The sequence below is a fragment of the Rickettsia felis URRWXCal2 genome, assembly GCA_000012145.1.
Taxonomy (GTDB): domain Bacteria; phylum Pseudomonadota; class Alphaproteobacteria; order Rickettsiales; family Rickettsiaceae; genus Rickettsia; species Rickettsia felis.
The window spans coordinates 455053-469976 of sequence record CP000053.1 but is presented as its reverse complement, the minus strand read 5'-3'; the positions used below and the strand labels follow the sequence as shown (position 1 = coordinate 469976).

The window sequence follows — 14924 nt, the reverse complement described above, 5'->3', positions numbered from 1 at the left end:
TTAATTGCACCTCTGTTATCCCGTGGCTTGATAGTACCGGACAATTTTTGTTCTATATCATTCCCGCGTGGCATTGTTGCGTGGATATTTAATCGTCATTGCGAGGAGCGAAGCGACGCGGCAATCCAGAAAAAATAATAAAAAAATTCTGTAAATCAGAATTTTTACTGGATTGCTTCGTCAATTACTTCGTAATTTCCTAGCAATGACGGGAAAACCGGTCCACGCAACAATACCTCTGCAGGAATAACACCTTGAACACTAGCACAATACAGTACTAAGTTGCACTTCATTTCCTTATTTATCGTATAAAGCGAAAATTCCTATTGACTTTTATATAAAACAGTATAGATTTCTTTACAATTTAATTTTTTGTAAAGAATTCATGCTGGGTCACGAGAAAGAACAAAAAAGCTTAACACGTAAGCAAAAAGAAGCAATAGGACTATTATCTATTGGTACATTTCTTGAATATTTTGATCTTATGCTATATGTACATATGGCAGTACTCTTAAATAACTTATTTTTTCCTAAAGCAGATCCTGATACAGCAGCTTTATATTCTGCTATTGCTTTTTGTTCAACATTTGTAGTTAGACCTGTAGGAGCATTAATATTTGGGTGGATTGGTGATAATATAGGGCGAAAACCAACTGTCGTGCTAACAACTATTATGATGGCTTTTTCGTGTTTTATAATGGCTAACCTTCAAACTCATGCTGAAATTGGTATTACTGCTACAGTAGTTGTAACTATATGCCGTATTTTACAGGGATTATCCTCTATGGGCGAGGTAATAGGAGCTGAGCTTTATGTTACTGAAATTACAAAACCACCTGTACAATACCCATCAGTCGCATTAATCCCTACAGCTTCAACGTTAGGAGGTATGGCAGCACTAGGAGTTGCAGCAATTGTTACTGGTTTTGGATTCAATTGGCGTTTAGCATTTTGGTTTGGAGTGATAATTGCATTGGTCGGAGGTATAGCAAGAACAGCACTTCGTGAAACACCTGTTTTTGTTGATGCAAAACGCCGAATAAAATTAAATGTTGAGGAAGCAGGATATAACTCACGTTTTGTAGACAATAACTCTATTGTTAAAGATAAAGTAAATAAAAAAACAATAATAGCTTTATTTTGTGTAGGCTGTACATGGCCTGTATGTTTTTATTTTGTATATATTTATTGTCCTAATATACTCAAAAATATTCTTCATTTAACATCTGAACAAGTAATTAATCAAAATTTTATAGTTTCTATAGTACATTTAATAAGTTATTTAATATTAACTTTTTTAAGTTATTATGTGTATCCATTAAAAATTCTTAGAGTGAAATTAGTAATTTTCACAGTTTTTATTCTTATTTGTCCTTATTTACTTAATAATATTCATAATTCTTTTGATGTACTCTTAATTCAACTATTTGTAGTTTTATTTGGTTTTACAGGGGTACCAGCTAGACCTTTATATTATAAGCATTTTCCAGTTTTTAAACGCTTTACTTACCCTAGTTTTATATATGCTTTATCTAGAGCAATAACACATGTTATTTCCTCGTTTGGCATGATATATGTAATTAAATATTTTGAAAATTGGGGCTTATTATTATTAATTCCAACAGCTATATGCTTTAAATGGAGTATAGATCATTTTGAAAAGCTTGAAATAGAGGCTGGTAATTATCCTTAATTGCACCTCTTCTTTCTGAATTTTTGAAACGCTTTTGAGTAATTGAACATAATTCAAGCAATTCATATTCTATTTGTGGTATCCCTAAATAACCAGCTAATAATATAAAATAATTAATAGTTTCTTCTTTAATCTTCTTTATTTTTTCTGGATTTTTAGCATTAATAGTTTGCATATTATGTAATCTATCACATAACTTTATTAATAATACTCCATCATTTTTTTGCTTATGCAATAATATTACAGTTTCTGCAGCACTAATTTTTGTATCAATTTTAACTCGTGTTAAACTTTCTACATAATGTGCTACATTTTTATTAAAAATAACTTCAATTTCTTCTTTTTTAAGAGAGGTATCTTCTAAAGTGTCATGAAGAAGAGCAGCTATTAATAAATCAGTTCTAAAAAAATTTGACAACTTAAGTGCCGCATAATGAGCTAATAAATAAGCCACCTCAATCGGATGCGAATAGTAAGGATCGCCTGACTGACGCATTTGTGATCCATGATATTTACGGGCGTAATAGATGCCTTTTTTAACTTCCTCTATATCGACAGGATTTTTTACTTTAGTGTTTAAATATTCGAGTTTATCAAGTAGTTTTTTAGCATAAACACATACTTCAAACTTTTCTTTCCAAGAGCTTAAATCTTTCATAAAAGTTATTTCTTATTTTTATTAATAATTGGTTGATTATAATTAAAGTAAAAATTAAAAAATTGCAATAACAAATAGCTTTTTAACTTTAAATATATTGATAACCTTTGGTTAAATTGTATTTAAGCAACTAGTCATTAAGTTATAATCTGCGTTAAGCTGCACTTTGTTTCCTTATTTTATCGTATAAAGCGAAAATTCCTATTGACTTTTATATAAATACAGTATAGATTTCTTTACAATTTAACTTTTATTAAAGAATTTATGCTAGGCTATGCAAAAGAGCAAAGAAGCTTAACTCGTAATCAAAAAGAAGCGATAGGATTATTATCCATAGGAACATTCCTTGAATATTTTGACCTGATGTTATATGTACATATGTCGGTACTTCTAAATAAAATATTTTTTTCTCCGGATAACACCTATTCTGTAAAAATACTTACAGCTTTTGCATATTGTTCAACTTTTATTTTTAACCCTTTCGGTTCTCTTCTTTTTGGTTGGATAGGCGATAATATAGGACGTAAACCGACAATTATTATTACCACTATGTTAATGGCTTGTACTTGTATAGGTATGGCTATTCTTCCTTCTTATGATGAAATAGGCTTTACTGCTGCAGTTTTGGTTACACTTTTCCGTGCTATTCAAGGCATTTCTTCTGCTACGGAAGTTACCGGTGCTGCACTTTACATAACGGAAATGGTAAAACCACCTTTGCAATATCCTGCAGTAGCATCGTTTTCAGTTTCTAGTACACTCGGAACAATAGCAGCCCTTGCCGTTGCAACGCTTGTAACTTCAACAAATCTTAATTGGCGTTATGCTTTTTTATTTGGAGCGTTTGTAGCTATTACAGGTACTATGGCACGAACTACTCTTAAAGAAACACCTGATTTTATTGATGCTAAAAGACGAATAAAATTAGCTATAGAAAAAACCGGCTTAGACCCTAAAAAAATTGAAAATAATGATATTGTAAAAGAAAAAACAAATTTAAAAACTATTTTATGTTATTTTTTAATTCAATGTGCTTATCCTGTATGGAATTATTTCGGTTATTTTTATTGCGGAAATATTTTAACAGAAGATTTTGGATATAACCCCGCTGAAGTTATTAATCATAATTTTTATATTGCAATCGGGGATATTTTAGGATGTATATTTTTGACATATTTAAGTTATAAAATTTATCCTCTAAAGATATTAAGAGCTACATTTTATGTTCTTGTGACATTCCTTTGTTTTTTTCCTTTTATAATGCAGAATTTAACTATTCCTTATATAATGTTAATTCAATTATTTTTTCTTTTATTTGCTCCTACAGCCTTTCCGGCTTCAGCAATTTTTTATAAACATTTTCCGATATTTAAACGTTTTATGCATACTAGCCTCATATATGCTATATCACGTGCAATAATGCTTCTAATAACTTCATTTGGTCTTGCTTATTTAACTGAACATTTTAATTACTGGGGTATATTAATGATTATGATACCGGTAACAATAGGCTATTATTTCGGGCTGCGTCACTTTGAGAATTTAGAAAAGAACAGTGAGCATCAAATTTAATAATAGTTTTAGTTTTGTTGCCCTTGATAAATTCATTACATATATTGAATAATTTTTCTTCTATACTATGTATTTCCAAGCGGGCAGCAACAACTAAAAAATCCGTTATAGTTTCTTCTATAATTTTTTGTGCTTTTTCAAGAGATTTAGCTCCTAGAGTTTGCACGTTATGTATTCGATCAAATAATTTTATAAGTGCAATATTATATCTTTTTTGTTTGATTAATAGGTTTAAGCTTTCTTTAGCAGTAATTTTACCATAAGGTTTGACTCGCGTTAATCCCTCTACGTGCTTTGCCACCTCCAGCCCGAAGATTGTAGTTATTACTTCTTCAGTAAGCTCTGTATCCTCAATAGTATCGTGAAGTAGAGCAGCTTGCAGCATAATAGCGTTATAAAGTTTAGGGGCTTCTTCTGCTACAAACTGGACAAACATATAAGCCACCTCAATCGGGTGCGAATAATAAGGGTCGCCTGACTGACGCATTTGTGAACCATGATATTTACGTGCGTAATAGATGCCTTTTTTAACTTCCTCTATATCGACAGGATTTTTTACTTTAGTGTTTAAATATTCGAGTTTATCAAGTAGTTTCTTAGCATAAACACATACTTCAAACTTTTCTTTCCAAGAGCTTAAATCTTTCATAAAAGTTATTTTTTTATTTTTGTTAATAATAGTTGATTACAATTATAGTAAAAATTAAAAAATTGCAATAACAAATAGCTTTTAAACTTTAAATATATTAATAACTTTTGGTTATATTGTATTTAAGCAACTTCATTCTGTTTTATTAGTTGCTTTAGCTTCTTGTTCCTGCTGTAATTTATACTCTGCTGCTTTTTCTTCTACATAATTTAAAAAGAAATAAGTAAAAGTTAAAAAACTAGTAAGAATAATAGCAAATGTTATTAATATTAATTTAAGCTCTTTCCTTGCGTTTTCAGCTTTTAATCTCTTTTCTTCCTCTTCATCAATATAAGATTCAGAGATTAAAATTTCTTCTTCTTTATTTTCCATATTTTAACTCTTTTAAATTAACTTATATATGAATGATAGAGCTTAATTATCACCTGAGAGAAGTAATCTATAGAAGTAATTAAAATAAGTCAATAACTATAATTGTGATTGTAATAATTATATATTTAATAAATCCTCTTTCTCTAAAATACTGTATTTTCTATTTGACGAAGGAAACATCACGAAAAAACACCAAAGCAAAGTAATGTTAGAGATAGCAGAGCATAATAAAGTTTTTAATTTGTCGAATGCCCAAGGAAAAAGACGCCTAATAAAAACTGTGTTTTCGACAATTAACAGGCAAAAAGCTTGACTTTATACTGCATTTGCCATTCGATAGATTTACGAATTTGTTGAAAGTCGAGGAATGGTCTCCCCTGTATCGTACGTGTTGCGAACCTTAAACGAGTACAGATTAGCCTTGATTCTGTCAACACCGGTCGAAAAATGATACAGATATTTAATAAGCATCGGCTGAAAAATGATACAGTATCATAAAAAAAATTATCTGATATTTAAGTCATAAAATTATCCTCCTGTTTATTAATAATTTCTATTGGCACAAGACCAGTCTTCTTTTTATCCTTAAGCCTGAAACTATCACCTTTAATATTGAGTATAGTGGAGTGATGAAGCAGACGATCTAAGATAGCAGCTGTAAGAGCACTATCCTGAGCAAGACTATTATGCCATTGTCCAAATGGCAGATTACTTGTAAGAATTATGCTACCCTTTTCGTAACGCTTTGCTATAACTTGAAATAACAGATTAGCTTGTTCCGGTTTTAACGGCAGATACCCAAACTCATCTATTATAAGTAATTTATATGGTAGTATAACTCTTTTGAATATGGAGTCCAGGTTTCCCTGGTTTAGCCCAGCATTAAGTATAAGCATCAAATCTGCAGCTGTTGTAAATTTAGTTTTGATTCCGCATTGTGTTGCTGCATAACCAAGGGCAATAGCTATATGGGTTTTTCCTACTCCAGAAGGACCAAGCAGAATAATATTTTCTTGTCTTTCTACAAAAGACAGAGACCTTAAACCTTCCAAAACCTTGTGTTTTATTCCTGTAGCAAAATCATAATCAAAATCATCCAGCGTTTTGATAGCAGGGAAGCCTGCCATTTTGGTGAGTATTGATTTACTCCTGTGCTGTCGTGCCAATAGCTCTGTTTTTAATATTGACTCCAGGAAATCCGTATAACTTGAGTCTTCTTTACTAGAGGATTGTGCAATATCAAGATAATTTTCAGCTATCTGCATAAGGTTTAAAGAGTGGCACAGCTCTTCTATACGTTGGTGCTGCAGGTTCATAATGCCTCCAGTATACTTTGGTATATGCAGAGGGAATGTTGTAAGGAAACTGTAGAAAATCGTTCCCCTTTATCTCTCATAATCTCTAGTACTGTAGGATGACTACCGCTATAATCCAATGGTAGTGGTTGAAGATGATTCCTTTCAAGTTTTAATCTTTCTGCAGGTATTGCACCTGTTGTTCTATGTACACGCAGATTTGCAGTATCACGTAACCATTTTAGTACCTCCGAATTTGCAGTATCCACATCTAACACCAACTCTGAAGTTTTTAATTTTGTTACTAATGGATTATAAAAGCTTTCTCTTATATATCTGTTAAATCGCTCAACCTTGCCCTTAGTCTGTGCTCGATAAGGTCTACACACTTTTAATCGAAAACTATAATGTTTTGCAAAATCCAGCATGCCTTTATTAAAACGGTGTATCCCAAGGACCATATGTATCCCTATCCAGTATTACTGTCTTCATATTGTCATAAAGTACTTCTTCCGGTACTCCGCCAAAATAATCAAATGCTCGCTTATGGCATTCTATTAGTGTTATAAGTTTTTCATTGTTAACAAATTCTACATAGCTTGCTCGGCTAAATCCTAATGTAGCCACAAAAGCTGATAGAGGATCTTTCCCCTTACGAAATTCTATCCAATCCACTTGCATCTGTTTACCAGATGCAGTCTCAAATCTTATTATATCCTCCTGTTTAGCTACTGGCTTGATACTTCTTAAATAATCCCTTAGTTGGGTTATCCCTCCTGTGTAACCTAACTCTTTTATCTCCTGAAACAGTACAGTACCAGGTAGAGATACAGGATGGGCTGATTTTATTCTTTCACTCAAGTAGTCTTTATATGGGGCAAGCTTTGTTACCAACTCCGACCTATCCTTATATTTAGGGCTACCATCATATTTTAAATATTTACGTACTGTATTTACTGATACTCCTACTTCTCTTGCTATACTTCTTAGGCTCTTACCATGTTTATTCAATATTTTTATTTCCATTATTTGCTCCAGTATTATCATTATTCATTACCTCCTTATCCAGAAGATATTACTTTAATACTGTATCAATTTTCATCCGTTGCTCTGTATCATTTTACTTCCGTTGCTAACATCGGATGATGCTTTAGGCCTTGACGCTTGCACCTCTACACTTAATTGTTTATAATTGTCTATACTTTCCTCATCTTGTTTTTTCTTATACGCATCTTCTATTTCTTTTTGCTTTAATTCATTACTCTTACTCCAGTTATAAGCCTCTTTTTCTTCTTCATTTTCAGCTTGACCGTTTTTAATACGCTCTATTTTGTTCTCTACTTCTACAATTTTTTCTTTTATAAATTTAGAAGACTCTATATATATTACCTTCAAAAACTCCTTATCTACATTCTTATCTTTATCTTTAATATATTTTCTAAATTCTGATTTTAATCTGAAAAACTCTTTCATAACCTCAGCATTCTCAATAGGCATTGATTGGTTAAGGTACTTTAAATTATTGTAAATATACTGAAAATTTTCTTTTTGCTTTTCATAGTCAAATAAAAATTCTGCTTTTATATACTCTTCAATAGCATCAATAACACTTACTACAAAACTTGTCTTTTCTACTTCAAAATCTAATTCGCTCATATTCAAATCCTAATTATTATTAATTAAGATAGTGTCAATGTCATATAGTCAATTCAATTGGATTTTCATACAAGGAGCAAGGAGCGAAGCCTATAACTAGTAGGCGAGTCCAAATCAATTGACTATAAAATACAATCATTGATTTTTATGTAAAATTCTATCAAACTATTATCAATAAAAACTTATAACCACTTCCGTTTCTTTAAATATTTATAGGTAATAATTGTAGATAATAGCATTAAAGATAAAGCTATAGGATAACCATAAGGTGATTTAAGCTCAGGCATTACGGTAAAATTCATGCCGTAAATACTGGCTATTAAAGTAGGTGGGAGAAAAAATATAGTAACCAACGAGAAAATTTTAATAATATTATTTTGTTCAATCGCAATCATACCTAGTGCTGCGTCTAGAGTTCTTGCAATCTCACTAGATATAAATTGTGAAAAATTAATTATTGAGTCTACGTCTCGAAGCAATGTATCTAATAGATCCTTAGATGCTTTATTTTGAGTTATTTGTGGAGATTTTAAAATATATTGAATAGCCATAGTTAAAGAAAATAAACACTCACGACTTTTAGAAAGTAAATCACCTTTTCGACCTATTTTCTTTAATACATTGGTATGATCTATACGCAAATCATTAATGTTATTATCAAGTATTAAACGTCCATAATCATCAATATCCATACTAATCGACTGTACAATATTCGATAATCTTGTTACCATATTACGAAGTAACATAAATAAAATATTTTCTGCATTATATTTGTTATTAAGCTGCTTAGCAAATTTATTTATACAGTCATTAAAGGGTATTAATTCTACGTAACGAACTGTTATAAGACAACCTTTATGCAAAATAAATACTATAGAATGTGTTTCGGGAAATTCTTGCTCTTTATTAACAAGTTCCGTAATAGTTAGATATAATGCCTCATTTTCAACATATAACCTCTCGGAAATCTCAATTTGTGATATATCCTTTAAAGTCGGTATTTCTATATTTAATGTATTTTTTACTATTACCTTTTCTTCATCGGTTATATTGAATAAATCAATCCATAATGTGGATTCATTAATAATATATTCTTCATTTTTTACTATAGAATTATTTTCCTTTAAATATGTAGTTATCATATAATCTCAAATATGTTTTTGTAGAGATTAACAAACTTCACTCTTTAAAGCAACTTAAAGCTTTTATTCTTGCAGATGATTCCTATTATTAGACTTCTTACATAACCTATCTTAGAAAGAAAGTTTGAAAGAAACACGAAAGCACTTGCCACCGCAGCGTATATAAATATGTGAGGATGCGAGTAGATATGTTGCATGGATATCTAATCGTCATTGCGAGGAGGCGTTGTTGCGTGGATCGATTTCGCCTCTGTCATCCCCGTGGCTTGACCACGGGATCCAGCTAAAAATACTAAAATTATTAGTATTTTTTATTGTTTTTATGGACCTAGTTAGCAAGCCACGGGGTGACACAGTGGGTTTTACCGGTCCACGCAACAATGCCTTGCGAGAAGCGAAGTGACGCAGCAATCCAGAAAAATAATAAAAAAATTCTGTAAATCAGAATTTTTTTCTTTCTTGCTTCGTCGAATTACTACGTAATTCTTCTTAGCTCAGACGGAAAAGCAGGTCCACGCGGCAATACCGGATTAACGTACAAATCATCTTTAAAAAGAGGTTATGCAAGAAGTCTATTTTCTAAATAACAAATAATATACAATATAAAACCATCCAAAAAATCCATGAATGATAGCCCATAATATTGATTTATTCACATTAAACGATATTACTATTGCAAGTATTGTTCCAAGAGAAATACCACCATATCCTAAATAATTCATATATTTTGCCCTTAATGTTTTTTAATATTATTGTATGATATTTATTATGTTTTATTAAGACATTTTGTGAATTAAAAATAATTAATTTATATATTATTGCTTAAAAACTACTTTACTTATAATTTGCAGCTAAAAAAAGCAAAGAGTCCACAAGATGAAGAATGACAACAGTTATTAAATGTTCAGCATCCAAGAGCTTACAAAGATATTGCTGCTAGTTTTTTTAAGTTCTATCTGAATATATACGTTCCTTACAACAGCAGAACTTTATATATTAATTATTTTTTTGCAGTAAGATTCCAAATTTTTTCTGCTTTGCTTCCAAGCCACCAAAAGCTTATTCCTAGAATTGTAAAAAATACTGCTTTATGAGTTGTATTCCAAAAATATTCAAAAAATCTTGTATATAAATTAATAAATAAAAAAGTAACTCCAAATCCTTTAGTTATCGAATTATCTTGTTTTAAACCGTGATAAATAGCTGCTCCGGACATTAAGGCAAATAATAAAGACCAATGAAATAATTCTATCGGCTTTACCAACCGCCAGGTGCTATAATCTTCAGGGTCATAATTTCCAAATATTGATAATAACCACATTGCAATAAATGAATATAATAAACCAATTACAAGAGTTACTTGAGTAAAATGATTGAATTTTTTATTTTCCTCTAGTGCAAGAGCAGAAAATGTTAAGATTCCTCCAAATAATATAAAACGTAATGGATAATTCATACCTAAGTAATATGCTCCCCATCCTGACATATACCCGGTTTCTGCTCCCATCCAACTACCTAGTGAAATTAAAGCAAAGCACCAAATTAAATTTGATTTAGAGAAATATCCTAATATGGCATAAACAATAAAAGATAAAAGCAATAAAATGGAAAAATGTCCACTCCCTGAATCAAATGCTTTTCCTAGTTGTTAAATAGCACAAGCAGTGGTTAAGACCCCTAAAAATAATATTGCCCCATTGCTAAAAATTTTCTCTGGTTTTTGTTGCTGTCTTTTAAAACCAACAAAATAAATTATTCCCGATAAAGTTGATAAGGTAATAAATTTCAGCAGATACGGGGCATTAAAAATATATTCTAATAATTCTCGTAGATAACGATCAGACAAAATAGCATTAATAGCAATAACTATACATATTAAAGAAATCCAAAAAGAATATCTAGCTAATTTCTTCCAATCAAAATTTAATATTTCTATATCGTTTTTAAGTAATATAGTCGTATTATCATCAAGTAAACCAGTGTTATTCCATTCATCTAATGCTGAAAAAAGTATCTTTGCCTGTGATTTAGCAATTTTCATAAGTTAATCTAAATATCTCCCAAATTTTAATAGAAAGATATTATTAATATAAAAATATGTCAAGAATTACTAGATTCTGTTGACAGGTATTGCTAACTATCAACAGATATCGCTATTAGCGAATGAACGTAAGCATTGTTGCATGATTTATTTATATCATTTCCGCTTTCGCAGGAATGACATAAAACACATTTTTTGAGCCATGCAACAACACCGCGAACGTAGAGAGCATGGTAATTCAGAATTTAATTAGATTGCTTCATCAAAATTTTCAATTTTTCCTCGTGATTATTTAAAATATAAATAATTTCTTATTTCGCACAAGGAGCAATATTCTCCATTGCTACTAAATAATGAGAAGGATATTTTTTATATGATCCACTTAAGGCATCTACAATAAACCCTGGCCAAAACAACACGTTAATAAGAGTTACGCTATTAAAATTATCTCCAACAGCAATATTAAGTTGTTTATATCCTTCTTTTTTGCAATCAACTAACACTGACCCTGAAGTTCTACGTACCTTTACTATCCCTGGATTATTTTGTAAGACATAACTTCCTCTCGTTCCATCGGTAACAGTACATATTACATTTTCTAAAGTAGCGTTATTCTTATTATCTATAACCTTAACATGAATATCTTGAGTCGTACCGGAAAAAATTGTAGCACAACCGCTCAAGATTATGGTACTCATTAATATAGTAACAAGTTTATACAGTTTCATTTTATACCTTTAAATTAATTATTTAGTACTTTATATAAAGTTAAAGTTGATATGTCAATTATATATTGTATATTATCTTATTGCTAACTAATAGCTATAACAAAGCTGCTAAAAGTAGCTTTATCGTATGACTTGGGAAAATGTTATAGAAAGATTTTTAAGACCTGTAGAAGAAACTGCTTAGTAGTTAAAAGCAAACAATTAGTTAAAGATAGTGACAGTAAATATTTGGACTGAGTAATTACTTATATAAATATAAGCAATACACTAATTTAGTCTTTAAGGAGGTAATCCAGCCGCAGGTTCCCCTACGGCTACCTTGTTACGACTTCACCCCAGTCGCTAATTTTACCGTGGTTGGCTGCCTCTTGCGTTAGCTCACCACCTTCAGGTAAAACCAACTCCCATGGCGTGACGGGCAGTGTGTACAAGGCCCGAGAACGTATTCACCGCGGCATGCTGATCCGCGATTACTAGCGATTCCAACTTCATGCTCTCGAGTTGCAGAGAACAATCCGAACTGAGATGTCTTTTAGGGATTTGCTCCACGTCGCCGTCTTGCTTCCCTCTGTAAACACCATTGTAGCACGCGTGTAGCCCAACCCGTAAGGGCCATGATGACTTGACGTCGTCCCCACCTTCCTCCGGCTTATCACCGGCAGTTTTCTTATAGTTCCCGGCATTACCCGCTGGCAAATAAGAATGAGGGTTGCGCTCGTTGCGGGACTTAACCCAACATCTCACGACACGAGCTGACGACAGCCATGCAACACCTGTGTGTGGTCCAGCCGAGCTGAAGGAAAGCATCTCTGCGATCCGCGACCACCATGTCAAGGGTTGGTAAGGTTTTTCGCGTAACATCGAATTAAACCGCATGCTCCACCGCTTGTGCGAGCCCCCGTCAATTCCTTTGAGTTTTAATCTTGCGACCGTACTCCCCAGGCGGAGTGCTTAATGCGTTAGCTGCGAAACCGAAAGAGAATCTTCCGATATCTAGCACTCATCGTTTACGGCGTGGACTACCAGGGTATCTAATCCTGTTTGCTCCCCACGCTTTCGTGCATCAGCGTCAGTTGTAGCCCAGATGACCGCCTTCGCCACCGGTGTTCCTCCTAATATCTAAGAATTTCACCTCTACACTAGGAATTCCATCATCCCCTACTACACTCTAGATTAGTAGTTTTGAAAGCAATTCCGAGGTTAAGCCCCGGGCTTTCACTTCCAACTTACTAAACCGCCTACGCACTCTTTACGCCCAGTAATTCCGAACAACGCTAGCCCCCTCCGTCTTACCGCGGCTGCTGGCACGGAGTTAGCCGGGGCTTTTTCTGCAAGTAACGTCATTATCTTCCTTGCTAAAAGAGCTTTACAACCCTAGGGCCTTCATCACTCACTCGGTATTGCTGGATCAGGCTTTCGCCCATTGTCCAATATTCCCCACTGCTGCCTCCCGTAGGAGTCTGGGCCGTGTCTCAGTCCCAGTGTGGCTGATCATCCTCTCAGACCAGCTACAGATCGTCGGCTTGGTGAGCCGTTACCTCACCAACTACCTAATCTGACGCGGGCTCATCCATCAGCGATAAATCTTTCCTCTGTAGAGAATATACGGTATTAGCTTTTATTTCTAAAAGTTATTCCGTACTGATGGGCAGATTCCCACGTGTTACTCACCCGTCTGCCACTAACTAATTGGAGCAAGCCCCAATTAGTCCGTCCGACTTGCATGTGTTAAGCATACCGATAGCGTTCGTTCTGAGCCAGGATCAAACTCTCAAGTTTGATTCTGTCAGTTTTACTTTAAAAAATTGACAGGTTTAATTATCACTTTTGTGATATGTACATGTTTACTGTCACTATCTATATCTAATTATTTACTTTTAAAAACAGCTGCGACTTTTTTTCATTTATCGCTTTGGATAGGTGTAGTTATATGCAATATAATCAGCCCTGTCAACTACAATTTTGAAATTATTTTATTTTTGTTCTATATATCTAATTTAGATCTTTCTTTTGCAGCTTATACTCATTACAAAACTTTAGTTAAAATCTAATCACCACTAATGCTAATATTCTTTATTATATACTGTGCAGATATCTATTACTCATTAGTATTTAATAAATACCTATCTCAATCATAACTTTTCATGCTCATATAAAATATCATGAATAATTTGTAAATTCTTAACAGCATAAAGACCATCTAATGGAGCAATTAAAGCTTTCCACAAAGCCCAGCCTCTTGCTCTATCCCAAGTATCATCATCTAAGGGTAGCTTTTCTTTAAAAACTTTTCTTGCTTCATTTTGAAGAAAAGTCCAAATTATTACTAAATCACAAGCAGGATCACCAACGGCTATACCTCCAAAATCAATTACTGCATCAAGTTTGCCATTTTTTATAATAATATTACCGCTTGCAAAATCACCATGAATCCATACAGGTTTTTTATTCCACTGAGAATTTAATGCTTTTTCCCAAACAGATAGAGCTTTATCTGCATCAACCAAATTTTTTAAGCTTTTAATTGCTGATTTTGTCTCAAGGTTATAAACTGCAAGATTACCCCCACGCCAAAAATTATGAGTACCTGGAATAGGTCCATCAGTTATATCAATCTTATGTAATTCATTTAGAAATTTTGCTAAATCAGAAGCTATTAGAGATAAATTTAAGCTACTAGCATCAAAGCTATTTGCACTTTCTCCTTTAATCCATTTATATATTGACCAATTCCAAGGATAATTTTTTGAAGGTTTACCTAAAGCTAAAGGCTTAGGGATATGAAATGACAAATTAGGTGCTAATACTGGTAACCATTTTTGTTCTTTTGAAACCGCATCTACATATTTTTCTGCACTTGGTAATCTAATCAACATTTCATCGCCTAAATGAAAGGTCCTATTATCGTGACCACTAAATTCAACCGATTTAATTGATAAATTAGCCCAATTAGGGAATTGTTCTGCAATAAGTTCTTTTGCTAAAAGCTCTGTAATTTCTATATCCATAACTTTTTGCCTATTATTAAGTGATCAAGTAACAGGATGACAGCGGTAGAATTGATCCATGCAATAATGCTGGGCTAGGGATGGCATACAGGGTTTTTCAAGAATTGTCC

12 protein-coding genes, 1 rRNA gene and 3 pseudogenes are annotated in these 14924 nt (G+C 32.7%); 2 read left to right on the top strand and 14 right to left on the bottom strand.

What is annotated here, in order from left to right; genetic code table 11:
* Positions 1 to 385: 385 nt before the first annotated feature.
* Entirely contained in the window at positions 386 to 1693 is a 1308-nt protein-coding gene (locus RF_RS02385; RefSeq protein WP_011270774.1) for an MFS transporter, read from the top strand.
* Here the strand turns inward: RF_RS02385 and RF_RS02380 are convergent.
* Positions 1635 to 2351, bottom strand: a complete 717-nt coding sequence (locus RF_RS02380) for an HD domain-containing protein (RefSeq protein ID WP_011270773.1) — start codon at positions 2349 to 2351, stop codon at positions 1635 to 1637. The genes RF_RS02385 and RF_RS02380 overlap by 59 nt on opposite strands.
* Positions 2352 to 2615: 264 nt before the next feature.
* On the opposite strand from RF_RS02380, the gene RF_RS02375 reads away from it, so the two are divergent.
* Entirely contained in the window at positions 2616 to 3923 is a 1308-nt protein-coding gene (locus tag RF_RS02375) for an MFS transporter (RefSeq protein ID WP_011270772.1), read from the top strand.
* On the opposite strand, the gene RF_RS02370 is transcribed toward RF_RS02375, so the two are convergent.
* The 13 genes and pseudogenes from RF_RS02370 to RF_RS11285 form a co-directional block, all read right to left on the bottom strand.
* Positions 3841 to 4572, bottom strand: a complete 732-nt coding sequence (locus RF_RS02370) for an HD domain-containing protein (protein WP_011270771.1) — start codon at positions 4570 to 4572, stop codon at positions 3841 to 3843. The two genes, RF_RS02375 and RF_RS02370, sit on opposite strands and share 83 nt — an antisense overlap.
* 132 nt (positions 4573 to 4704) lie before the next feature.
* Positions 4705 to 4944 carry an RP671a family tick cell line-upregulated protein gene (locus RF_RS02365; protein WP_039594906.1) on the bottom strand — a complete coding sequence of 80 codons (240 nt, stop codon included), beginning with the start codon at positions 4942 to 4944 and terminating at the stop codon, positions 4705 to 4707.
* Between the two features lie 515 nt (positions 4945 to 5459).
* Complete coding sequence (gene istB / locus RF_RS02360) at positions 5460 to 6260, bottom strand: IS21-like element helper ATPase IstB (RefSeq protein WP_011270406.1); 801 nt, start codon at positions 6258 to 6260, stop codon at positions 5460 to 5462.
* Positions 6257 to 7286, bottom strand: a pseudogene (gene istA / locus RF_RS02355) (IS21 family transposase). The gene istB and the pseudogene istA overlap by 4 nt, the downstream one beginning before the upstream one ends.
* A gap of 51 nt (positions 7287 to 7337) precedes the next feature.
* Positions 7338 to 7895 carry a hypothetical protein gene (locus RF_RS11290; protein ID WP_011270769.1) on the bottom strand — a complete coding sequence of 186 codons (558 nt, stop codon included), beginning with the start codon at positions 7893 to 7895 and terminating at the stop codon, positions 7338 to 7340.
* A 182-nt stretch (positions 7896 to 8077) separates the two neighbouring features.
* Complete coding sequence (locus RF_RS02345) at positions 8078 to 9037, bottom strand: magnesium transporter CorA family protein (RefSeq protein WP_011270768.1); 960 nt, start codon at positions 9035 to 9037, stop codon at positions 8078 to 8080.
* A 221-nt stretch (positions 9038 to 9258) separates the two neighbouring features.
* Positions 9259 to 9424 (bottom strand): annotated as a pseudogene (locus tag RF_RS11920) (tRNA lysidine(34) synthetase TilS); the annotation flags it as partial.
* A 613-nt stretch (positions 9425 to 10037) separates the two neighbouring features.
* Complete coding sequence (locus RF_RS02340; protein ID WP_187145857.1) at positions 10038 to 10544, bottom strand: hypothetical protein; 507 nt, start codon at positions 10542 to 10544, stop codon at positions 10038 to 10040.
* 141 nt (positions 10545 to 10685) lie between these two features.
* Positions 10686 to 11078: a hypothetical protein gene (locus RF_RS02335; RefSeq protein ID WP_011270765.1), complete on the bottom strand. Its 393-nt coding sequence runs from the start codon at positions 11076 to 11078 to the stop codon at positions 10686 to 10688.
* 311 nt (positions 11079 to 11389) lie between these two features.
* Entirely contained in the window at positions 11390 to 11806 is a 417-nt protein-coding gene (locus RF_RS02330; protein ID WP_011270764.1) for a hypothetical protein, read from the bottom strand.
* 280 nt (positions 11807 to 12086) lie between these two features.
* Positions 12087 to 13585: ribosomal RNA gene (locus RF_RS02325) — 16S ribosomal RNA — on the bottom strand.
* 353 nt (positions 13586 to 13938) lie between these two features.
* The gene (locus RF_RS02320) at positions 13939 to 14682 is read right to left on the bottom strand and encodes an aminoglycoside phosphotransferase family protein (protein ID WP_318248854.1); all 744 of its coding nucleotides are present in this window, start codon (positions 14680 to 14682) and stop codon (positions 13939 to 13941) included.
* Positions 14671 to 14814 (bottom strand): annotated as a pseudogene (locus tag RF_RS11285) (acetyltransferase); the annotation flags it as partial. The pseudogene RF_RS11285 and the gene RF_RS02320, both read right to left, overlap by 12 nt.
* Positions 14815 to 14924 lie beyond the last annotated feature (110 nt).

What these genes read in the sequence shown, in the direction of transcription:
- RF_RS02385 (WP_011270774.1), top strand. Translation starts at nt 386, where the DNA reads ATGCTGGGTCACGAGAAAGAACAAAAAAGCTTAACACGTAAGCAAAAA.
- RF_RS02380 (WP_011270773.1), bottom strand. Translation starts at nt 2,351, where the DNA reads ATGAAAGATTTAAGCTCTTGGAAAGAAAAGTTTGAAGTATGTGTTTAT.
- RF_RS02375 (WP_011270772.1), top strand. Translation starts at nt 2,616, where the DNA reads ATGCTAGGCTATGCAAAAGAGCAAAGAAGCTTAACTCGTAATCAAAAA.
- RF_RS02370 (WP_011270771.1), bottom strand. Translation starts at nt 4,572, where the DNA reads ATGAAAGATTTAAGCTCTTGGAAAGAAAAGTTTGAAGTATGTGTTTAT.
- RF_RS02365 (WP_039594906.1), bottom strand. Translation starts at nt 4,944, where the DNA reads ATGGAAAATAAAGAAGAAGAAATTTTAATCTCTGAATCTTATATTGAT.
- istB (WP_011270406.1), bottom strand. Translation starts at nt 6,260, where the DNA reads ATGAACCTGCAGCACCAACGTATAGAAGAGCTGTGCCACTCTTTAAAC.
- RF_RS11290 (WP_011270769.1), bottom strand. Translation starts at nt 7,895, where the DNA reads ATGAGCGAATTAGATTTTGAAGTAGAAAAGACAAGTTTTGTAGTAAGT.
- RF_RS02345 (WP_011270768.1), bottom strand. Translation starts at nt 9,037, where the DNA reads ATGATAACTACATATTTAAAGGAAAATAATTCTATAGTAAAAAATGAA.
- RF_RS02340 (WP_187145857.1), bottom strand. Translation starts at nt 10,544, where the DNA reads ATGGGAGCAGAAACCGGGTATATGTCAGGATGGGGAGCATATTACTTA.
- RF_RS02335 (WP_011270765.1), bottom strand. Translation starts at nt 11,078, where the DNA reads ATGAAAATTGCTAAATCACAGGCAAAGATACTTTTTTCAGCATTAGAT.
- RF_RS02330 (WP_011270764.1), bottom strand. Translation starts at nt 11,806, where the DNA reads ATGAAACTGTATAAACTTGTTACTATATTAATGAGTACCATAATCTTG.
- RF_RS02320 (WP_318248854.1), bottom strand. Translation starts at nt 14,682, where the DNA reads ATGTTGATTAGATTACCAAGTGCAGAAAAATATGTAGATGCGGTTTCA.